The sequence below is a fragment of the Streptococcus sp. ELY_137 genome (assembly GCF_058314515.1).
Genome location: NZ_JBZFUL010000001.1, coordinates 243,825 through 266,843, shown reverse-complemented (window position 1 = coordinate 266,843; position 23,019 = coordinate 243,825). Strand labels below are relative to the sequence as shown.

The 23,019-nt window shown below is 42.8% G+C and carries 17 protein-coding genes; all 17 read right to left on the bottom strand.

What is annotated here, in order from left to right; genetic code table 11:
- Positions 1-12: 12 nt before the first annotated feature.
- On the bottom strand, positions 13-1,959 hold the full coding sequence (locus AC4HAO_RS01315; RefSeq protein WP_447452675.1) for a virulence factor: 1,947 nt from the start codon (positions 1,957-1,959) through the stop codon (positions 13-15).
- 9 nt (positions 1,960-1,968) lie between these two features.
- Positions 1,969-2,622 carry a hypothetical protein gene (locus AC4HAO_RS01310; RefSeq protein ID WP_491134343.1) on the bottom strand — a complete coding sequence of 218 codons (654 nt, stop codon included), beginning with the start codon at positions 2,620-2,622 and terminating at the stop codon, positions 1,969-1,971.
- Complete coding sequence (locus tag AC4HAO_RS01305) at positions 2,612-2,944, bottom strand: DUF5592 family protein (RefSeq protein WP_447452677.1); 333 nt, start codon at positions 2,942-2,944, stop codon at positions 2,612-2,614. The genes AC4HAO_RS01310 and AC4HAO_RS01305 overlap by 11 nt, the downstream gene beginning before the upstream one ends.
- 92 nt (positions 2,945-3,036) lie before the next feature.
- Positions 3,037-3,324, bottom strand: a complete 288-nt coding sequence (locus AC4HAO_RS01300; RefSeq protein WP_491134342.1) for a BRCT domain-containing protein — start codon at positions 3,322-3,324, stop codon at positions 3,037-3,039.
- Between the two features lie 3 nt (positions 3,325-3,327).
- Positions 3,328-5,319 (bottom strand): pLS20_p028 family conjugation system transmembrane protein, encoded by a 1,992-nt coding sequence (locus tag AC4HAO_RS01295; protein ID WP_491134341.1) that lies wholly within the window; start codon positions 5,317-5,319, stop codon positions 3,328-3,330.
- 130 nt (positions 5,320-5,449) lie between these two features.
- Positions 5,450-5,956 (bottom strand): amino acid transporter, encoded by a 507-nt coding sequence (locus AC4HAO_RS01290; RefSeq protein ID WP_491134340.1) that lies wholly within the window; start codon positions 5,954-5,956, stop codon positions 5,450-5,452.
- A 170-nt stretch (positions 5,957-6,126) separates the two neighbouring features.
- Positions 6,127-6,333, bottom strand: coding sequence for a hypothetical protein (locus AC4HAO_RS01285; RefSeq protein ID WP_491134339.1), 207 nt, complete (start codon positions 6,331-6,333; stop codon positions 6,127-6,129).
- Between the two features lie 32 nt (positions 6,334-6,365).
- Positions 6,366-9,473, bottom strand: coding sequence for a VirD4-like conjugal transfer protein, CD1115 family (locus tag AC4HAO_RS01280; protein ID WP_491134338.1), 3,108 nt, complete (start codon positions 9,471-9,473; stop codon positions 6,366-6,368).
- Positions 9,466-9,717, bottom strand: a complete 252-nt coding sequence (locus AC4HAO_RS01275; RefSeq protein ID WP_491134337.1) for a hypothetical protein — start codon at positions 9,715-9,717, stop codon at positions 9,466-9,468. The genes AC4HAO_RS01280 and AC4HAO_RS01275 overlap by 8 nt, the downstream gene beginning before the upstream one ends.
- A gap of 141 nt (positions 9,718-9,858) precedes the next feature.
- Entirely contained in the window at positions 9,859-11,304 is a 1,446-nt protein-coding gene (locus AC4HAO_RS01270; protein ID WP_491134336.1) for an LPXTG cell wall anchor domain-containing protein, read from the bottom strand.
- Positions 11,305-11,332: 28 nt separating this feature from the next.
- Positions 11,333-12,355 (bottom strand): LPXTG cell wall anchor domain-containing protein, encoded by a 1,023-nt coding sequence (locus AC4HAO_RS01265; RefSeq protein ID WP_491134335.1) that lies wholly within the window; start codon positions 12,353-12,355, stop codon positions 11,333-11,335.
- A 14-nt stretch (positions 12,356-12,369) separates the two neighbouring features.
- Positions 12,370-13,434 (bottom strand): hypothetical protein, encoded by a 1,065-nt coding sequence (locus AC4HAO_RS01260; RefSeq protein ID WP_491134334.1) that lies wholly within the window; start codon positions 13,432-13,434, stop codon positions 12,370-12,372.
- Between the two features lie 12 nt (positions 13,435-13,446).
- A complete protein-coding gene (locus tag AC4HAO_RS01255; RefSeq protein ID WP_491134333.1) occupies positions 13,447-13,764 on the bottom strand; it encodes a hypothetical protein in 318 nt (105 codons plus the stop codon).
- 89 nt (positions 13,765-13,853) lie between these two features.
- Entirely contained in the window at positions 13,854-15,686 is a 1,833-nt protein-coding gene (locus AC4HAO_RS01250; protein WP_491134332.1) for an AAA family ATPase, read from the bottom strand.
- Complete coding sequence (locus tag AC4HAO_RS01245; protein WP_491134331.1) at positions 15,676-17,427, bottom strand: type IA DNA topoisomerase; 1,752 nt, start codon at positions 17,425-17,427, stop codon at positions 15,676-15,678. Before AC4HAO_RS01245 ends, AC4HAO_RS01250 begins: the two co-directional genes overlap by 11 nt.
- Before the next feature lie 120 nt (positions 17,428-17,547).
- Positions 17,548-22,608, bottom strand: coding sequence for a PBECR4 domain-containing protein (locus AC4HAO_RS01240; protein ID WP_491134330.1), 5,061 nt, complete (start codon positions 22,606-22,608; stop codon positions 17,548-17,550).
- A gap of 12 nt (positions 22,609-22,620) precedes the next feature.
- On the bottom strand, positions 22,621-22,857 hold the full coding sequence (locus tag AC4HAO_RS01235; RefSeq protein WP_491134329.1) for a hypothetical protein: 237 nt from the start codon (positions 22,855-22,857) through the stop codon (positions 22,621-22,623).
- Between the last annotated feature and the right edge of the window lie 162 nt (positions 22,858-23,019).

The following is a 23,019-nucleotide window of genomic DNA, read 5'->3' as shown; positions in this document are numbered from 1 at the left end:
TTTATCCTTTCTTTAATACATTTGACCGTAGCGATACTGATCATAATCCAAATAACTTTGGGTAAACACGATATTCCCGACGCCAGCGATATTTAAGAAGAGCTCTCCTCGATCTAACTCAGGCAGGGATTCCAGTTCTGACTCTGTCATAGATCCTGCTAGAGCATTCGCTAACAGTGGGACAGTCGTTTCATCTGTCTGAGCCATGACCCGGTACTGCATCATTCCAAATATCCGTCTGACTGCGATAACATAAGGGTCTCTCTCAATACCCCCGCCAGACTCAAAGATAATCCCTTGAAGAGAATTAACGGAGAGAACAACGCCGGCAAAGTTATCTCCCATATAGCCGATAACGTTCGCTAAGGTCTCAACACTCATTTCAAAACGAGGGTCAAGTAGGGTTTGGGCATCACTAATATTAACAATATAGTGGGGCATATCTTCTTCCTGCAGCTGAGGATCATCCCGCATGGCCTGCTTGCAGCGTTTGCCGTTGTTGACAACATCCGCAGAAATAATAGAGAGCACATTAAAGACTTGAGCATTAAAAAGATTATCGTCACTTTTTAACTTAGAAAAATCAAAGGTCACAACCTGCTCTTGAGAAATATCCTCAAACTCCGTAGTGCCTTCAAAGATAGCCCCGTATGAGCTAAGCATTAATTTAAATGTTTTTTTAATGCGTTTCGTTGAGGCCAGCTCAACTTCATCAACATTTATTTGAGCCTTTAACGAGCGCTCATAATCTTCCAGATAAGGAATAAAGTCTGATAAAACGGGGTACTCATCCCGTTCTAATTTGGTAGCTCGCAGGGAGTTTTTATGAAGACTTGGGTTTTGAACCCAAATATTTTCATCAATATAAAACTCATTAAGGATTTCTTGGAAAGTGGCGAGATCATCATTGGTCACATCTTCATTCATGAGCTTAAGAATATTCTTAAGCTTATTGATATGGAGGTTATAGGACTCCTCTTCATCAACATCAAGCCCATTTTCTTCAGTAGCCTGAGGAAACACCTGGAAGATATTAATCCGATTTTCACCACCAGATAAATCAAGAATTTTGCCCTGTTGTTTTCTGGTCAATTCTTTAAAAGCTCCAGAAGCATCAATATTTCTAATAAAGTTTCCTCGGTGGTACATATCATCAGTATGCCGCAATAGGAAAGTGGTCTGTCCCATCCGAGGATTCCCAGAAATAATCATAAAAGACCTTGTCCGCTTATCATCCCGTGTTAAAAAATTAAAATTAACTACGCCTTCTGTCCTCGTTAGCCCGTAAAACGATCCCCGTTCATCTTCTAGCTTCGTGTGATTAAAAAAGTAACCACCCGCCAAGTCATGAGCACGGACGGTTTGCGGCTGACGGCTGTTGGGCAAGAGAATTTGTTTAGACGTTGGAATAAAAGGGGCCTGAAATTCCAATTCCTGTTCCCCTAAAAGAATCGTAGACTTATAAGCGGACGTTTTATCCTTAATCTCATCAACCTTCTTAAAGAGGTCTTTTTCTGTCCAAGCTGATACATAAACCCGAACATAAAAGGCAAGTACCCCAATGTTTTGCTTATCAATTTCTCGGAACATTTGACGAAGATCAGCCACCTCATCAATTTCTTTCATGTTCGTCGTGGTTTTATTCTTTTCAGAAATCCGAGTCATTTTTTCTTCAATGGACTTTTCTAGTTCTTTTTTAACCTCATCGCTGTCTCGATGCAAGATAGACACAAAGGATTGTGTGTCTTTCAGCTGGGTCAAGTCTTGAAGCCAAAATCGTTCTAATCCTTCTGAAGGAAACATATAAAAATGCAGGCAGGTATGATAGCCATCTCCGCTTTTCCAGTAATCATCTGCAAGAAATATAATCCCACCTTGCGGCTGTACCTGCCAAAGAAAATCCAAGTCGTAACCATCTTCTTTTAACTGACGTTGGCGTTTTAATGATAGTGTCGGCATTTTCTCCTCCTAGATCTTTTCGTTCATGTTGTAAAATTGTTTTATAATTTGAAACTTTTTCCAGCGGGGGATGTCTCTAGGCAGCAAACCGCCATTGCCATAGCGCTTAGCTTTAGAGACAACGTCATCTAGCTTATCGGTGCTTTCGCCCCACAGCCATAAAATAAATTCATGATTATAATTTTTCTTTCGGATAACCTGTTCAACAGAAATCCGAACCTTCAAGCCATCTTCACGGTCTTTAAGCTGAAGATACCGCTGGCTGCCTTCTGGAACCAGCTTTAGTTCCTGACGGACCTCAGCCAAGATATGGCGTAAGTGTTTAATCTGAGGATCCGTATTGGTTGGCAGAGTGGTGGTTTCAATTTGACAATCAGGAGTGAACCGAGTCAGCCAGAGCCGAAAATTTAAGAGTGTCCGAAGGGTCTCTCTTTCCGATAAAGAGTCTAAATCCTTCCCTTGAATCTCCATCAACTGGAGATAGCCATTGTTGACCAAGTCAATATAGCCTTTACGGGTGAACATAATGCTTTTGGTGGGAAGGGCTTCTACAGTTGAGTGAAGATCAAAGTAGGTTTGATTATCAATCTTGGCATTCCGCCAAACCTTGGACAGTAAGCTAGATTCCTGTCTCTCCTTTTGACTACTTTTTTCAATTGGCATGCGTTTTCTCAGCCTCCTTTTTTTCCATAGAATTAAGGGCAATATAGCGATGGCGGCGAAGTCTAATCGTCAGCCAGACCGCATGATAATTGCGTTTTCCGCCGTTATAAGGCAGTAATAAATAGACAGCTAAACTGGGAACCAAAAGCATAAAGAGCAGCATTTGAGCCCACATGGATGGCGGAAAATAATTCAGCGCAAACATAAAGGTGATGGTCACCGTTACGGCAATGATGAGGAAATCCCTCATCAGGAACATCCACATTTTGGTAGCCGTCTTGGTATCTTTAACGATCCCAAAGGTGTCAAAGTTCTCGTTCATAGAGCACATCCTTTCTGTAAGATAGTAAGAGTTTAAGGGATAATCATTTTTTAACCAATTTACCGACAGTTCAAGGACAAAACAAAAAAGCCTCACACATGGTGAGACTTTTTCATCAGGCTGAAGAACTCCTCTTCGCCAAGAATGGTTAAGGGTTGACCAGCGTTTTGTCTAGTCTTGGCTGCTTGATATTTCAGCGAGCGTTTATCTGGATTAAAAAGATCCAACTGCTTATGTCCAGCAATAAGGAGGGTCGTCTTATCAGAGACAAATCCCTGGTAAGTTCCCCCTTGTTCCTGAACAAAGCGGATAGCCTGCTCTCTCGTAACTGGCCGTAAACTTCCTGTTATAGCCACGACCTGATGGTGAAAAACTCCCATAGTTTAATCCTCATCACTTGTATAACCTTTGATATGGTTTTGTCCGCTGCTCAGCTGTTGACTGCCTTGTTGCAAGTTACTCTTAGCCTGACCGAGGTTAGAGCGAGCCTGAGAGGCGTGACGTTTCGCATACCCCTTGGTTGGGTCATAAGCCAGTCCAGCCGTCTTAGGTGGACGATTTTGCTTAGCTTCTTGACTCAAGGCATTGTCAAGACCGCTATTGTCCATACCTGAGTTTTCTCGCATTTCAGATATCGTTTGACGTTTATCCATTGGGTCAGTGGTTAAAGCATTGTAAGCCCCAACCTGACCACTGTCAAATCGATCCGCTCCTTTATCCAGAACCCCATTGACCTTATCTGTACCCCAATCTAATCCTGACTGAATGGTATCAGAAGCCTTTCGAACACCGTTAGTCATACCATTTTTAAAGGCACCGCCAACACCTTGATCCCGCACGGCCTCATTGATACCCTTGAGAGCACCCGCCACTTGAGTCGCTCCGCCAGCGGCCTTCTTAGCCCCACGGCCAGCCGCTTTAGTCCCTGTCCAAGCTGCTTTACCGCCAGCTGCAGCAGCGGAAGCGGCTCCATGGCCAAAAGCTGTAGCACCTTGTGTTAAAGCACCTGCCATCAGCAAGCTGCCAGCCACTTGTTGCATAGCATCAGAATGACCTGTAGAGACCCCCAGCCAGCGTTCAATCGCCGAAGAGCCTTGCATAGCCGCCAGGAATGTTCCGAGATAAACCAGAGCCGCAGCCAGGACTTGTTCCCACATGGTCAGTCCGCTGAAGAAAGAGTCCCCCAGGCCTTTGACAGCCGCTAGGCTGAGACTTGGGAAATCTCGACAAATCTCTAAGACCACTCGCATGATGATAACTTCAAAGAGAATCCCCATAAAGGCACTAAAGATCGTCATGAGCAGCTCTTTATTCTTTTTAGCACTGGAAGCCGCTGTAAAGTAACCCTGAATCGGGAAAATCATGCCCTGCAGCACAATATCAACCACAGACTTACCCAGTTTCACCGCCATAAAGAGGAACAAGAAAATCAGAAGCCCGTATTGTAAGAACATCCCGATCCAGTTCACCTGATAGCGCATGTAGGTGGATTCCATGGCATTGAGGCCTTTGGCGAACCGATGCTCATCAATAGTTTCAAGGCCTGAACTGTTGGCGTCCAGCTTATGCAGAAAAAGGCCCTTGACACCTTTATAAGCCCCATTGTTTTCGGAATCCATATCTTCTAAAACTTTAGTATTGGTTGCCCCGTAGTTAGCCGTGAAATCAAGATTGGTCACATAATTGCCACTTTCCCGTTGTTTCTTGTTATCCGTGATGTAATTTAGCTCAACTCCCGACTTCTGAATCGGTTTGAGGTTGCCCTGATCATCCAATTCAAACTTGGAGGTGTCCCAGTCATTGTTGATAAGAACTTTCAGGTCCACCACATTAGACTTTAGAGGCTGAAGGGCGAGAGAACTAAAGCCCTTCCCATTGGAGGTCATGGTTCGGGCTGTTTGCGCATCCTGAGCAATAGCTGTCCCAAAAGTAGTAATCCCCAAAGGGAGGACAAAGATGACAAAGGTCACTAGAAGAAAATTACTAAAGTATTCGCCATACTTAGGCTTTTTCCCCCAAGCCGTTGAGATCATTTTCCAGGTTAACACTAACAGGAAGCCTGATAATCCAAAGAGCTGGCCATAATGGTAAATCTGACCGATAATCGTCTGTTGATCCCCCAAATACCCAAAGAGGCCAAACAGTTTAAAGAGATTATTATAGACATGTTCCAGAGCAGTCGTAATCTGGTAGAGCGACTTGGCAATGCCTCCCGGCAACATGTAAATAAAGGCCCAGAAGGCCCCCTGAGGGTGAAGGTATTGAGACCAGTAATGATAGAACTGGACCAGCTTATTAGCTGTATCATCATCAAGATTTTTACCATCTAAACCTGGAACATCCTTCACCAAGTCAGAGAATTTTTGATAATCCATAGACTTATCCTTTCTATTTTTGATGGCTCAAGGATAAGGGATAATGGATTTTTACAAAAATTACCGACAGTTCACGGACAATTAAAAAAGAGCCTCACAAGGTGAGACCCTTAGTCAATTTATAAAATTTCTAGTTAGCAGTACCTTTGAAATCAAAATACTCATACTGAGCATCATTTTCCAATTGAAATAGGTGCATACTCTTACCATTATCCGATAAAACGATGCAGTAAACTTCTATACCAGCACGGTCATTTTTCAAATCTTCTTTATGTGGATCTGCCTTAATCAGAAAATGAGTCTTCCCTTCATAATCTGATTTATGGCTATTGTATACCTTCTTATAATTTTTAACATTATCAATTTTACTAAGATCTTTTTCAGTAATGACTTTAAAATAGATACGCTCACCATCTGAATTTGTTATGATATGTTTCTTAGTATTGAACTTTAGAGTATCTTTACCACTGTCATCATTAAAAGCTGAAGTAGTGTAGCCTATACCCTCAGTCGTCCCGCTATAAGATTCCTTCAAATCCTTAGGAATGCCTTCCTTGGTATACTGTGAACAAGCCGCTAAGGCAAAAAGTGTGAAAAGGGACAGCGCTGCTAGGACGAGCTTCAGACTTTTTTTCATCTTACTTCTCCTTTTTTACATGTTTGTTTACCGTCAGTATAACAAAGATAAGGATTAAAATCAATAGCAAAATACTTTTTTATCTCTATTTTAATCCTTATTGATATAACTATTATAATAAGGATATTTATCGTTAGAGCACATTACTCTTATCAAGAGAGACTTACCCTTTATTCCTCCACAGGCACAGCGAACGGCCACGCCCATTCAAATTCTTGTTTAATTTCCGCTTCAGTCAATTCTGTGTTATCTCGATTAAAGTAGTAGGCTTGTTTACCTAAGCGAGATATAGAGATTCCAAAAGCTGTTCGTATCAGTGCAAAAACTCTCTTACCCTCTCCATGAGGATTAGGTAATACAACTCTATATTTTTTCATTTGTTCTCCTCCGTTTAATGTGAGTTTTTTGGTTAAAGGACATCACTCATATCCTCTAGATCCCAATCATCTTCAAACGCATTTTCAGCTGAAGAGGAATCTGCACTCCCCAAGACCTCAGCCACATGAGCCGATAGCTGTTCCTCGTAGGTGTTATACTGCGTTTTGGTTAAGGGACGCTTGCGAGGAGCTAATTTAGGGGCTTCTCCCTGCCGCATTGGGTTCGTCAGCAACATTCGCCAACTGATCAGGTTATCCAAAGCCTGATCCGCTGGAACCGCAATATCCTGCAAGTCCAGATAACGGTGCGGACTGTCCACAGGAATATCAAAGAAGCTCTTGGACTGGTCAAATTCGTCCTGTAAGAACATATACCGCATAGGCATAGCCGTCTTACCCGTTAGGAAAATGGGATAGGTAATGATCTTAAATCCGTGATTATCTCGTGCTTTAACCCCACGCAAAATCAGAGCTTCTCCTTCCTGCAGTTTAGACAACTGGCTCTTATCCAGCAGTTCCTGCTTTTCTTGGTTGACATTGACATTGGGATTGGCTTCATCTCCCAGAATATTACTGGATCGGCTGCGGACGGTAATCGTCTTGTGTCCTGATTCATGGCTGAAGTATTCCGTCGTCTTCCCTTTTGATTTAATATAGACCTGTATAGAACAGTTGTCCTTAATAGTCTTGGCGACATTTTCACCATATTCCTTATCCAATTGTTCAAAGTTTTGAACCCATAGATAAAAGAGAATATTAAGTCCTAGATTAATTGAAATTTTAGTGTCCATGTCAGGAATAGCGGGAAGGTTCGTGAACTCATCCAAAATGTGCGTAATGCGATTCACACACTTACGGCCAGGAGCTGTTCCAGCCAGCTCAGCATTGACATTAAAGAGTTGGTCCAGAAACAGAGTAACCAGCGCATTGTACTCTTTTTTATTGGGTGGCGTCACCAAAAAGATCGCCTTTGGCTTATCTGAATAAACCAACTCAATATCTGACGGCTCTAGGAGACCGCCTTCTGGTTGAGAAACGATAGACAGGTCAATCTTATCCAGAATAGGTTTCTTAGTGTAATCATCCAAAATGTAGCGTTTAGTGCCCTCATGACAGCGATAAACTTTTTCAGCCGCCAGCACAAAAGTTTCATCCTCAAAGGCAATTTCAATGGTGAAGTGATTAGGCAGCTTAGGTTCAATAACCATATTCAAGTAACCGTAGCCATCAACATCAGCTGCCTGATGATCCACATAAATCGTTTCTTTCGTCAAGCCAAAAAAATGATTCGTACCCTTAATGGTGACCTGAGCCTTTTGAAAGGCATAGCTATTAGCCAGCTCTTTGTTAGTGCTGAACTTAAAGTAAATGGAAAGCCGACGAGGGAACCCAAAGGAGGCTAAATCAACAGAATTCAGTGATGTTAGCTTGGCAATGTTATCCTGCAAATAAAGGTTGATCCCTGACATCATACTAGAATAGATATTCCCTTGTGTTTCACCTGCCGCAAAATTTGACGAGGCAAAAGCTAAGATGGCCTGTTCTCTGAACTTAGAATGCTGGACCTGATTAACCTTTTGAAGATTATTGAAATAAGCCGTGATTTTTGAGCACCGCTCCACAATCATATCCTGAGTCGGATGATCAATCAGATTGCCGTCAGGATCCTCATAAACCGTTTCAGAGCCTAGATTAATCATGAATTTAGCGATATTACGGATGGTGACGGTTGACCAGGCATCCTCTTCACCATTATCAACCGTTTCATGAGCCCGATCCAGCAGAGCCATAGCGACAGCCGTAAACAGAGCAATAGAGCTATCTTCAAAATACTTGGCGTTGCCGTTGCCCATGCCTGGTTTGGTATGGCGGTAGATGGCTTCTGCTACAGCATTAATATAGCTCTGTGTTTTTTCATAATACCCCTTCTTAGCCGCCTCTATAGCCAATTGAAGAGGCTGATAGGACATTGAGTAATCAATATTTAAATAGGAGAGCACCTCAACATCATAGTTGCGTTTCCGCAAGGTTTCGTACTCTGATTGGTAGTGTTCCCCTTTCGGGTCTCCAATGATCATAGAAGGCTGAACTTCTGCCCGACTGTTCATTTCAATAGTGGTCGTGATCCAGCCTTCCCCTTTACCCGAGCGAGTCATCCCAGCTGATAACGCATTAACGGTGCCATCGTCAATATAATAGGTACCTGATGGGGTCGCAAAATTATTCAAAAAGCGTTGACAGTCGCTTAGCCAACGGCTAACCGTGCGATTTTGCCAAAGCATTTGACTGCCTAAAGTGATCCCCGGTAAAGAAGCCTTTTTCAAGTGCATCACAGGAAAGCCGCCATTCCCAGGATAGGTTTTAGTTTTATTGGGAATGGCCTTATATTGTCGCTTCACCTCGCTGATGGTCGCAAACCGATCATTGCCTTTTTCATTGTTGTTATAGTCTCGGTACTGTTCGAAATTGACCCAAGCTGAGCGCCAAGCGATAGAAAGACCTATTCCAAACAACGGTAAGGCTAATATCGGTGCCAGTTTAAAGGCTTCAAAGTACCAGAGCCGACGGATTAAAATACTGGACCAATTGAAAGTGACCAATGTCAAATGGCTAGTGACCGATTGATACAAGAAGTGATTGATGGCCCGAATAACAGAGACCAAATAATTGGTCAATAATAGGGCAATGAGACTAAAAGCCAAGCCCATAGTTCCAAAAGAGCGGTAAGTACGAAAACGTAAAAAAGGTTTCATTTCTCGCTCAAAACGCTTGGCTTCCCTACCGTCTTTAGAAAAGGTATGGTAAAAGACCTGGAAAATCCGATAAGCCAACCGCACAAAGCCATTTAATCCCAGCAATAAAAGCCAAGCCAAAGGCCAAACGATTAACCGCCCCACTTCTTTAGGACCTTTGCGCTTCAGCTCTTGACGGATACGTTTAGGGGATAGCTGTTTCTTTAAGGCTTGCGGATGTTTCATCCAATCCCCCATCTTTTTGGCGAACCTGATAACAGGCTGTTTATAGTGACCATAACCTTTATAAGCGAGATACCCAATCCCAGTCAAGCTCAACAAGCTATTCAGCCAGCTGGAAAAGGCAAAGCTCAGCAATCCATCAAATAGTAGTCGAATACTAAACATAACTGTCCTCCTCTTGATGCTGGCTTAGGTAGCGGTCTAACTGGCCAAGGTGCAAACTGGAATAACAAAACAGCCGAAACTGGGTGGCTTTCGTCAGCGATTGAAAAGCCTTGCGAAAATGTTGAACCAGACTGTTTAAATCCCCAGAACAAAAGAGCTCTTGTTTATCGTCTTGTCTCAATTGATATTCCAACTGCAGCGAATCCGCCAATAAATCATCTAGGCGTTGAGGTTCCATCATCATACTAGATGCTCCTTTCTAATAGTTTGACCTCATCATAAGGGATAACGTTTTTTTCTCAAATTTACCGACAGTCTAAAACAACTAAAGCCACCTCAGCAATACTGAGATGGCTTCAGCGGTCTTATCAACGGTCCTTTCTAATTATTTGGTTTCCTTAGTTCTCAGCTTGAAACGAGCCGCTCCCAGAGCTGACAGACCGACAAAGATAGCGCCGAGGCCTGCTATACTAGACTCCTTATCTCCTGTCTGAGGCAAGGCAGCAGCCTTAACGGGTTCAGCAGGTGTCTGCTGCGGACTTGATGTGGTCTTCCCTGGCTGAGGCGCTGGAGTTTCAGGCACTTTAACAGCTAGTTGATAGCTGTGATAGCTAGCCTTGACAGGCTCTGGTTCTGATGGAGCCGTCAGCTTGACCAGAGTAATCTTATCAGGTACCTTGTTGTCCGTCTGGAACTGCACTTGAACCTGTCCATGAGTATTGATGATCCAGTTATCATCAACCTTCAGGACTTCCAGCAGATCACTTTGAGCCCCATTGCCTGCCACTTTAACCGATTTGTTAATAGCTGTATTTGTATTAATCGTTTGAGTGAGGTTATTATCGACATTATAAATGCCTGAGCGCCAGATGATAGTACCATTGAGATCTTTCACAACCATTTCAGCTGATTTATTGACAGCAGTGCTTGGACGATGATTAGTATACACATACTGACCAAGGTCTACGCTGTCAATCGTAATGGTTTGACTGCCATCCCCATTAGAAACCGAATGCCAATTCAACTTCCCGTCCAGAACACCTGTCCCAAGATTGCCCAGACGGTCATTGTCCCCATCGTTCATATCATGGGTTAGCGTAAAGGCTCCCGTAGCCGAATCCACAGTGGCGTGCATTTCTGAATTGCCATATTTCAGGCTATCCACGTTTTGAGTGGTTTCTTTCATGCTGGCTGTAAAAGCGGTTGAGTTGAGATACTCCGCTAATTGCTTGTTAAGCTGATCGACGGCCGATTGATTTTGTTTTTGAACAGCTTGGGCTTGTGCCGTTACCGAGTGATAGTCTTCAACCGTTTTCCCTTGACTGACAGGCTCTGTCTTAACGTCTGCGACATAGTCCTTATGCTCTTGGGCTGCTTGATCAGCCTCTTGGTTGGTTGTATCAACGGCCTGTTTGGCTTCCTGGTAAGCTTGATTGGTTTCAGAGGCCTCAGTTTGTGCCGCCTGCAGATTCTGGACTTGGCTAGCCTGGTCCGCGGCAATTTCAGCTTGCTTAGTGGCCAAGTCTTGATCATTCTGAGCAACCCCCATGTCCTGAGCAGGGGTTTGAGTCACCTCAACCCCTGCCTGTTGAGCATTAGCGACAGCTGTTTCAACTGACGAATTATCGACCGTGACAGCCTGAGTCGTTTGATCAGTGGTTTGGCCAGCTTGAGTCGATGGAGCTGGAGAAGTTTCATCCGCCGAAACAACGGAACCTGCCCCTAGAGCCATAACGCCAGAAACAGCCAGTGTTCCCAGCAGCTTTTTGCCACGTTTACGGTAAGACCCATGGCCATTCAATTTTTCTGTTGCATTAAATAAAGTATTCATCTATTTTTCTCTCCCTATACTATGTGTTTTAATCTTTTTTTCCAAAATTGAATTTAGTTTTAATGAAAAGTAATACGGCACTAAGCATGGTTACTAAACCAGAAACCATGACAGCTGAACTAGAGCCGTCTCCTGTATGCGGCAAGGTCTTCATTTCGCCATCATCCCCCTTTACACTGAGGGTCTGATCGGAATTAACCGTAGCACCTACAGATCCAGGATCAACGGCTTGCGTCGATCCATCTGGCTGAGGAATGACTGGTTGACCATCTTGAACAGAGACGATTGTTGTCCCATTTTCAGTTGTGACTGGAGCCTCTGGTGTGACATCTTGAACCACTTGGCCCGTAACATCACTGGTTAGACCAACCTGACTTTGACCTTGATTATAGGCCTGTCCAGCCGTTGGCTGGTTACTAGCAGGATGAGACGGTTGGTTGTTTTGACCTGAACCATCAGATTGCGACTGGCTATCAGGTTTAGAGCCTTGATCTGAACCATTTACGCTGGGGGTAGACTGATCCGATGGAGCCGCTTGAGGTTGACTGTCATTATCCTTATCAGTCGATGCGGAAGGTGAGGATGACTCTGGCGCAGAGGCGTTCGGCTGAGAACTATCTGGGGTTGTAGAGCTTGGGACTGAGCTATCTGGCGCTGAAGTTCCAGCATTGTCTCCGCTTGGAGCTGGTGTTGCCTGTCCCTCTTGGCCTGACGGCTGCGCTTGACTCGCATCTGGTACGCTTGGTGTATCGGACGAAGCAGGAGCAGATGGCTCTTGTGAAGACGGCTGATTGGACTGATTCTGACTTGTTCCTTCATCCGATCTTGACGGGGCAGAAGCACTTGGTTGATTGGCTTCAGTTCCCTGTCCTGTGTCTTGGCCAGAATCAGGAGCGTTCGGAGTGGTATTGTCCGCCGCTGGCTGAGAAACGACTGTAGCCGCTGACGTTTGCGGCGCAACAGCGGGAACCTCATCCGCAAAAGCCGTGCCAGTACTGGCCAGGGCTAAGCCTGATAGTGTCACGAGTGTTAGTACTTTACTTTTTGTCATGTTTGATTTCCTTTCTAGTTAGCCTTATCTTTTGGATAAGATTTTTCTGTTGGTTCTGCTGTTAAAACAAAACCATAATCACTATGCTTGTTTTCCTTGACCTCAAAGGTCAAACGAGACTGCTTGGTATCGTCCTTGGTTTTAAGACCTAGGACATAGTTAAGGGTATAGGTTTTTGAGTCCGCATCATAGCTAATGCCTTCCAGAATTGTGGAGGTAATAGTGGCATCCTTTGGGGCGGTATACCGGGCATCGCCTTTATCTAGGAAGGGTTTTAGAGCAGACTTGTCATTACTGTAATAAGCTGCGAGGAAGTATCTTGAGAAGGTATCTACCTCATGCTCATGCGTTTGGACCTGCTTCAGACTAGTCGTTTGCGTATAAAGATAATGAACCTGATTGGCTAACCGATTCGTACGACCGAAAGATACAAAGCCAAAAAACAGCCCCAAAATACCAGTTACAAACCCTGTAATAGCCACAATTTTCAGCCAGCTCGGTGTTTTTGCGGCCGCAGCTGAGGGCAGCCGAGCTTGTGCTTCCCTAGTTTCTTCCTTCAGCTGATCGGTTTCTGCAGCTTCAGGAAATTCAGGCAAATCTTCCTCACTGACAGCCCAACCATTTTTGTTAAGGCTCTCAATATAGGCAGGAAAAACCTGATCGGTAAAGTAGGCTTTCTTTTTACTATAAGGATAGGATTTAAAGCTATCCTGCACTAGCACAGCTTGCATCAGCAAGCCCAATAGATCATAATCAATGACCAAAGGACTTATAAATACCTCATCTTGACTGGAAACCTTACCGTCTGATTTATGGCAGACTCTCAACGCTTTCAGTTGGAAAAATCCAAATTGGCGCTTAAGGTTTTCTAACAAGACCATCGTTTGGTAAAACGTTAGATAAGGCAGCGTTTCCTCTAACAAGAAACTGGTTTCAGGCATAGCCGTATCAATCCCTTTGATCAAGTCTAACAATGGCTCATTAGTTTCAGGGGAGTAACCATCTTCCCATTCAATCTTAATAAAGAGATTGTCAGAAATTACGGTTTTCTCTCCTGAAGAAAAGAATGGAAAAGCCATAAGTTAACCTCCTTAAAATCCTTGTTGGCCCCAAGTGTAGAACCACATGATAAGTCCAGGAACTATTCCAATGCCCATAGCTGATAAAACAATTCGGCCGAGTTTCATCTTCATTTTCTCTTTTAGCTCTTGGCCAGCTAAGCCATAAATGATTAACGTCACAACCCCACCCAAAGCCATACCTGCGAGCCCGACAGGAACAATCCAGCCTCTTAGCTCATCAATTTTATTTTGACTGCCATTAAATGGGTTCCCAGCTCCTAAAGTAAGCCAAGCTTTTTGAGCCGCAAATAGGCCTAGCTGCATTTTTGTTGTTAAAAGTTCTTTCATAAAATGTTTCCTTTCTGTTTAAGATAGTAAGAGTTTAAGGGATAATCTTTTTTTAACAAATTTACCGACAGTTCACGGAACTAAACTAACTAAGCGACCTTCTCTAGTTGTGCCTGAAATTCCAAATGTTGCCGTTCTTTCTTATGAGAGGTATCTTGAAGTTCCCCAACAGCCGTAATCACGATATGGTAGCCAATCACTGAACCCTGTTCTCGTCTTAACTGCCGTTTTAAATCAGCAATTGGAGCAAGAACTTGATTTAAAATTAAACGGGCCAACGGACGAGCCCCATTTTTACTGTCAGTTCCGTTTCTGGCTAAATAGTCTGCAACAGCCTGGTCATAACTAAGGCTCATGCCATACTTAGCTAAACGTTGTGACACGATGACCATATTTTTATCGACGATTTCCAAAATAATGTCGGTTGTCAAGGGATTGAAAATCAGCTTGTGGTCAAAACGGTTGATGAATTCGGGACGTAAATCATCGGATAAAACACTAGTCATCCGCTTTTGAAATTTCAAAAGACGGTCAGGATCCAATTTATAAATATCCCCTTTAATATCAAACTGATCCAGCACAGCCTTAGCTCCTAAGTTCGTCGTCATTAAAACTAAGGTATTTTTAAAGCTTACAAGCCGACCAGTTGCATCCGTTAAACGCCCATCATCCAGGATCTGCAGGAACAAATCCAAAATATCCCGATGAGCCTTTTCAATCTCATCAAAGAGCAAAACACTATAAGGTCTGCGTTTAACGCTTTCCGTCAACTCTCCTCTGGAACGTGTCTGGGTATCCCCAATGAATTTCTTAGCATCTTCTTTTTGTCCATACTCAGACATATCAAAGCGAATGAGCGCTTCCTCGGATCCAAAGAGTCCTTCTGCCGTTGCTTTAGCAAACTCGGTCTTTCCGACACCAGTCGGACCAAGTAACAAAAACGTCCCATAAGGCTTTGTTTCATCCTGCAGCCCTTCTTCCCCGACAGAAACCGATCGTAACATAGCTTGGATGGCTTCATCTTGGCCTTTAACCCGTTGATGGAGAATCTTATCAAGATTAATTAGGCGGTCATCATTCCCTTCGAGAATCGTCGTGACAGGAATTCCTGTTTTTCGTTTGAGGATTTCTGCTATCTCAACTTCCGTAATGGCTGTTTGACCTCGGCTGGCAGCCAGACTCCCAGCCTCATCCATTAAATCAAAAGCCTTATCAGGAAGGTACTTATCGGTAATGTAGCGAACAGACAAACTGACTGCCTGCTGAATCGCTTCATCTGTATAAGTCACTCGGTGAAAGGTTTCATAGGGACCTTTAGCCAACTGAAGAATCGTAACAGCCTCATCCTCGGTTGGCTCATTAATCATAATGGGCGGCATCCGTCGTTCTAAGGCTTTATCCGTCTCAATATAGTCGTGATACTCATCCAGAGTTGTTGCTCCAATCAGCTGAATTTCCCCGCGAGCCAGGACTGGTTTGATGACATTTCCAGCATCTAAGGCTTGGCCGTCTTGACCGCCAGCCCCGACAATCGTATGAATTTCATCCATAAAGAGAAGGACTTCTCCTCGCCGCTCCACGAGTTCAGTAATGATTTGCTTGAACTTGGCAATAAAATCCCCCTCTCCTGTCAAATTAGACAGTTCTAGATTATAAACGGTTAACCCTTGTAACTGAAGAGGGACTTGTCCCCTTGCAATTTTCAAGGCCAGTCCTTCAACAACAGCTGTCTTTCCGACACCCGGCTCCCCAATCAGAACCGGGCTATTTTTGCCTTTACGCAGTAATGCGAGGATGACATCTTGAACCTCTTCGTCACGGCCGTAGACTTCATAATCATCAGGCTTTGACAGAACTTTAGCGGATAGATTATCGGCCAATTCCTCTAAAGCACTCAGATTTTTTGCGGATTCATCTGCCATAAAGACCTCCTTTGCGTGTCATCTGTTGGGTCAATTTTTCTTTAATCCCATCAACAAATTCTCCAGGAGACAATTCTCCTTTTCCAATCTGTTCCAAGAAACTTTCCCAGCCTGCGGTGGTCGTAGGATCCGAAAAGTCATTATCCTGAAGAGCTGAAATTAAGAGATACCCTTTTTGAGTTGGGTAAAATTGACCTGTTTGCTTATCCAGTTGAACATAGCCAGCCTCCTGAATCTTCTTCAGCATCGCCGCTCGGGTAGCTGAGGTTCCTAAGCCATAGCTTGGCAAGACCTTCCCCATTAGCAAGCTTTCAGTCAATCGCCTTGGCGGTTTTGTCATCTCCGATCGGACAACCGCTTTGGTTGGGATCAGACCATCCAGTTGATAGTCAGGCAACAAATGATCTCTTTTGACCTTTTTCTCCATCAAGCCCCGCCAGCCTTCTTCTAAAATACGGTAACCTGAAGTTTTAAATTCAAGACCCGCATTTAAAAGGGTGACTTGCGTTGTTTCATAGCTGTAGTCTGGAGCAAACATCAGCAAGCTCCGTTTGACAATCGCTTGATAAATCAAGTGCTCCGCTGAAGACAGACCACCTAGGTCAGGTAGCTTTTGGGTGGGGATGATTGCATAGTGAGACTCAACCTGTTTAGGGTCAACATAAGCCTCCCTAGGTTCAGGATGGGCCACTTCAAAATGGCAATCAATGAGATTTTGGTAGTCAGCTACTAAACTCTTAAGATAGTCAAACTCCTTGAAGGTGATATGCGTCACATCTTGATTTCGAGGGTAGGAAATATACCCTTTCAGATAGAGACTTTCTAAATATTTTAGCGTCTCATCTGCTCGAAAGCCAAAGCGGCGAGAAGCCAGAGCCGTGAGACTGGAGTAAGAAAATAAATCTGGCGCCAGTTTGGTAACAGTTTTTCCTTTGATACCAACAACTCGGCTGGCAGGTTCTAACCCTCGTAACAGTGTCAAGGCTTCTTCACTGGTCACCAACGGATCCTTATAAGTAAAGGTCACTTGATGAACCATATCCTGCAGATCCAGCTTATAGTAAGGCTGCGGCTGGAAGTTCTGAATAGCCAGATCGTTTTCACAAATCAGGCGCACAATGGGCGTTTGGACACGACCGACAGATAAAGCGCTCCCTTTTCCCCGTCGCAACTTCCCTTGGTACTGCAAACGGAGTGTTGTGAAGGGAGATAAGTTCATTCCCACCAGCCAATCGCTTTGACTTCTGGCCTCTGCTTCTAGGAAATAGTTATAGGTTTCTTCTGGGGCTTGCAACTGCTGAAAGGCTTCTTTAATGCCGTCTGAGCTCATAGAGTGAACCCAAAGCCGTTTAAAAACCTTGTCTAAACCTGATGGAATATAGGTAAGAATCGCATAAGCAATTCGCTCCCCTTCACGGTCCGCATCGGTTCCAATAATCACCTGATCCGCAGCTTGTACCTCCTGAGAAATCTGTTTAAAGAGATCCCGAGATCGCTTATCCTTTTTCAACTGAAGATCCTTAAAGGAAATGTCCAATAATGGCAATTTGGATAAGTCCCAATTATCCTGAGGTAAGGGGTACTCAAATAAATGCCCCTCGGGAGCAATTAAACGGACTTCTCCCTCAAAAAAGGGACTAGACCTGACGATAGAAACGGCTCCCTTATGGGTAGCCTGACCCAAAGCCTTAGCGTAGGCTTTGCGTTGATCAGACTTTTCAGTTAATATGACGGTTCTCATTCATAAAATGTTTCCTTTCTGTTTAAGATAGTAAGAGTTTAAGGGATAACAATTTTTTCTCAAATTTACCGACAGTTCACGGACAATTAAAAAAGAGCCTCACAGTAGTGAGACTCTTCCTCAAGGGTTTAGAGCATTAGGGACAGCCGGTTTTGGACTTGGTGACAGCCCTCTGTCCCTTGTTCTGGGGGGCTGGGGGTTGGTCCGATTTTCAACACATTTCACCACTTGATCCGCTGCCTTGTGTATCCTCTTCATGGAGTAATCCAATTCCTGATCACTCATTTTAGTCAAATTGTCGGTCCAGTTGGCCATGTAAGGGATGGCCTCTTCGCTGGTATCTAACCCAAAATGTTTTGAGACAATATAAGCGGTCATCTCTGCTTCCAGCTCTTTATGGCTCCTTGATAAGTCAATATCTCCCTTATTCATAAACTTGGGATTATGCAAGGTCGCATGAGCTAACTCATGGATGCTGGTTGTAATTTGTTCTCCTGGGGTATTTTCAGGGTTGATTAAAATCATTTGCTGGTCACGGAAATAAGCCCCCTTAGCATTCCCCAGTCGATGAGACTCATCAAACTGCATGCCAACTCCAATTTTTTTACCGTAATCACACAAGCCTTTTAAAACCTTGTCTGTCTGTACCTTATCCACATTAAAATCAAAGTGGCGGTTAGGCATAGCCTTAGGATAGCTTTCGGTCTTTAAAGTGGTTTGTGAGAGCTCAAAAACCTTGTAAGTCGTAAATTTCCCGCTCATAAACTCTTTGACAGGTAACTCTTTGGACTTAATCTTGGCTTTTTCAGCGGCCGAGGCTTCTGCCCGGGGCTTATACTTGGTCCGACCGTGCTCATTTTTGACAGGCTTTCCAGCCACATCAAAAACAGGAATCATATCAACCATGACTGGCCGCAGCAAAGTTATCTGTGATTTTTCACCCGCTTTAACGGACAACTGATCATAGGTCTTTGTGACCGTTTCTCCCGTCTTTTTATTGGTAAATGTTCGGGTTGAGTGATAAACCTCATCTGATTTAATTCCTAGCTTTTTCCCCATATTTTGCCACTGATTAAAGGTGGCGACTGCTTGTGCTCCTGGCCACTGCTCTTGCACCAAGGCGGCATTCCTTGGAGACATGGTAGGAAAATGGCTCATAAAGTCTAGATAGTCTTTCATAGCTTGTGGATCAGCAGAATACTTTCTGATCTGCTCCAAAGCATGAGCGCTCAATTCTTCAGCACTTGCCTTACTAGGGTCAAAGTTTTTTTCAGCTGAAGAAACTTGGGACTTCTGCTCAGCCTTTAGCCGATCTTCTTCCATTATTTCCGCCGCACGCTGCGACAGACTTTTTTGTAGAGGGGAAGGATCCACATTAAATTCAGGTGGAACCTCAGTAGCAGGGGTAGGAGATTTCCCTATTTCTTCAAACTGTTTATTTTTGAGCACCCTCAGCATTTCCTGACCGCCATCTTTAACGTAGTCTTTATTGATGGCAATTTGTTTCAACTGGCCATCTCGTTCTTGATAAACGCCAAATACAGTCCCGCTGTCAGTTGCGGCCAATTTCTCACTCAATTCTCCCTTAATTCTCATAAGAGAAGCTGGTACATGACTAAATTCCTGCTCCTTAAATAGCAGCAATAAATCACTGTCTTCGGGGTTGATGGCTTTAGCCAAATCTAAATTTTTAAGCTTCTGAACAGAAGATAAATCGTTGAATACAAAAGTATCCGGCTCTACAATTTCTGGAAGAAGGTTGAGAACTTTTAATTTATCCGACATTCCAGCAGCAAATTTCAAATCTTTGAAATGCCCCCTTCCCACAGCAACATCTTCAATAAAAGATTCTGATAAGCTCTCTACGTGCTCTGAATAAACGGGTGTTACACCTGTTAGGTGCATCCAATTTTTCTTATCAAAAGAAACCTTTAAAATTTGGAGTGCTTCTTTAGCTGGTGTTTGGTACACATAATGAATATTAGTACCTGCTAGTTCTCTCAAGTACCATTGAGCTGAATCTTTCATTGTGTTAGCATAAAGATTTAGCGTCCGCAAGTTTTTCCTGTAGGATTTATTTGACATCCTATCAGTGTCAGTGGTAAAATGTAACTGAACATTGGTAGGAAAAACAGGTTGAGCATTAGACTCAACGGGCTGCGGTGCTGTCCCTGGAGAAACATCTTCTCCTAAAAAACTGGAATTGCGATTTAATAGTTCGCCCCCAGTGTTATTAGGAAGCTCTTGATCTTGATCAGGAGCTTTTTCTTGTTGTATTGGGACAGAAGAAGTCATTTCCCTCATTTTCAATCTCTCACTGTTCAATCTTTGAATAATCTCATCTTCCTTTAAATTGCTATCGAAAGTCCAGTAATCCAATTCAAAACTATTCGATTCTTGTAAAAAATTCTCCAGTTTGTCAAAAACATAGTTTTCTCTCAATAATGCTTTATCGGTATCATCAAGGAATTCCCAATCCACACCAACAATGTATTTTAAAGCGTCTTCATATCCCATTTGGGTGACCAGAAAATCAGTTGTTCCTGAGTGCGAATGGAATTTAAAAACAATTTTATCTTCTTGTGGACTGAGAGAACCGTAGTCACGATAACCAAATTGACCATCTTCAAACAAATAAAATTCAAGATCACCATCACTTTGATAAACATGCCAATAATCACTGTATAGCGAATCTTGTCTGAGAATAAGTGGTGGAAAAGTTACAGAGTTTTGGTCAACCTGATTTAAAAAATTGATTTCAGAAGATTGATCTTCTGTTCTGGCAACTTCTCGTTTTATTTCTGTGGCTTCTTCGTTAATCCTATTAAGATCAAAATCTAAAATAGGTTCATTATTAAGATAAACATCATAATCCGTATAAGCAGCATCAATAGCTATAAGCGTATCTAAATTACTGCCCCTGCCTGGCTGAGACAGTAAAGCTTCTAACTCTTCTCTCTGATCATTCGTAATATCTGTTTTAACGTAAGTAATCAATTCCTCAGCTGATGTAAACCTTAGAATTTTGTCAGCTCCTCTAATACCATAATTAGTAATAGGTATTGAAGTAACTTGGGGCTGCAAATTAGAAAATTCTTGTTCTCCAGATTGAACAATATGATCAATATTATTTTCATTGAGTCTCAAATCTTCAATAGGTTTAGTGGGATCATACCCAAATTTTTCTTCTAAAGATGCTTCATCCAAGCGTTCGATATCAAATCCTAATGCAACATGATCATATTTTCGTCCATCTTCAGATACCAATCGACTCATTAAAGCCTCTACTTGCTTTTCTGGAGATAGTGGATCTAGTTCAGCATAATGATGGGCAAATAAATAACCATCCAAAAAGTATCCTGTATCTTCTTGTCCATTTGGTAAGTAAACATAATCTTCCTTGACATCCACTATTCTTGTCTTAAAGAATTCACGAATATGGTCTTTTTGAGCTTCTGTAAAAAGATTAGGGTTAGAGGAACTAGCTTCTTGTTCCGCAATTCCCCAACGTTCATTAGCTTCTATTAATTCCTCCTGATGCTCATAATGAGCCTCCTCAACCTCAGTTGGTAAACCATGATTTTCCCATGAACGTGCATCAATTTCAGCAATCACTTCACGATTCAAATATTGTGCATCATTGCTCAGTGCTTCCGAATAGCCTAGCCCAGGAAGAATTGTGTAACCATTGACTTTTACATATCCAAAGTTACCCATCATTTCTATTTTTTGCTTAGAGGTAGCAGTATCAGACTCAAATCTGGTTAATACGTCTTGATGATATTCAGGGTCATTTGACAACCACTTTTGACCTTCAGGTGATTGTAAATAGGCAGTACCTGCAGCTAATAGACTATCAATATCAGGATAGTCTTGGTTATTGAAACGATAAGCAGTAATTTTTGTCAAAGAATTTGGAATATCCCCATCTGAAAACTGAGGACTAAGATATTGTTCCCATTCTGAAGCTGTATCAGGAAGATCCTTCAACTGCTCATAGCCCTCTGTCGCAATCATCAACTCACCTGCTCCTAAAGCCTCTTCCAATTTAGCTTGGGCTACATCAGGAGTGTAATAACCCGAATAAACTTTTTCTAAACCTTCATCTGTCGGTTGCAATCCATAGAGATGGTATCCTTTAACTTCTGGAGCACCTTCTTTTAAGGCATCATTCCAATCCTGCTTAATTTGATCCTCAGCCTCAATTATAGGGATATCTACAGTAAGCGGAATCCCTTTTTTCTGGAGCTTAGAAATGAGATGGCGGCCAGCTTCATCATTATCTACAGCTAGAGTAATCATTTGGTTATCCCTGATGACACGATCGATAGTATGGCTTTTGATACTATTATCAAGAAAATCATGTAACTGTTCAGGGTTTCGGGATTGGAACCACTCTAAATTATTATTATCTTGAGCAGCTAATTCAGCTGCATAACGACTGATGACCCCTTCTTTAAGGCCTTCCATTGAAATTAAACGAACATTCTGAAGTGTATCCCTGTGCAGCTCATAGTAGGACATCAAATCAATAGGTGCTTCCATAAAGAGCAAGCGCTGAGGCTGGCCAATATCTACATGGAAATTAGAGAGACCATCAGAATTTTTCATAACTTCTTTTAAATAACCTTTTTTAGGATACTTTTCAAAATTCTGACGGATTCCTTGCAAAGAGGCGCCGACTAATTTCCCAGAACTATCAAAACTTTTGAAAACCAGACCTGGTTCAATCTGGTCATTTCTCAAAATATTTGCCTGAGCTAAAACACCTTGACGGTTGAAAAAATCAATGGTTTCAGCTGATAAGCCTCGCTGCTCTTGTAAATAGCGACGGCCTTCTTCAAGCGGCTGCTCATAGCGTTGAAGATAATAATTAAAATCCTCTTTTTCCTGTAGCTGATTGTAATCTTGTTGGGTGAAATTTCCTGTATTTAGAAACTCAACTGCTTGATTATAGTTGACTTCTTTAATGGTCTCAACTAAAGAGATAACATCCCCGCCCACCTGACGGCTATGCCAATTCCAAAGGCCTTGTTTAGGACTGATAACTAAGCTATCATGGTCTTTCCAGCGATATTGACTACTAGATCGGATAAGATCCATTCCCAGACTTTCAGCCACTTCTACAATATCCCGAGACCTAGCTAAGTCTCGCTGCTCTTTGCGACTTAAATTTGCCATGACTTTACCTCCCTACTGCACTAGCGGATCGTCTATATCCACAAATGTTTCCCTAGGAAAATTGATCAGATCACCAATACTAAAGGACCTATAATCCAAAGGATTTTCGTATGATAGGGTCATAGATAAATCCTGATTCTGGCCAGTCCCATCAAAAGTGATAATCTTACTGGTATCATCCATCGCAACGACTAGCCAATCAGCTGAGAAATCAAAGTCGCTTTCCACAACACTTGGAAATAAAAACATAAATACGTCTCCTTTTCTTTAGAATTGGAGACAGGATAAGGGATAATGCAAATTTTTTAAATTTACCGACAGTTCACGAACAAAATTTTTCTCAGAACACAAAGGTATTTAAATAAAAATAGCAAAAAGGCCCTCTATAAAAGAAAGGCCTTTTTTCTGTAT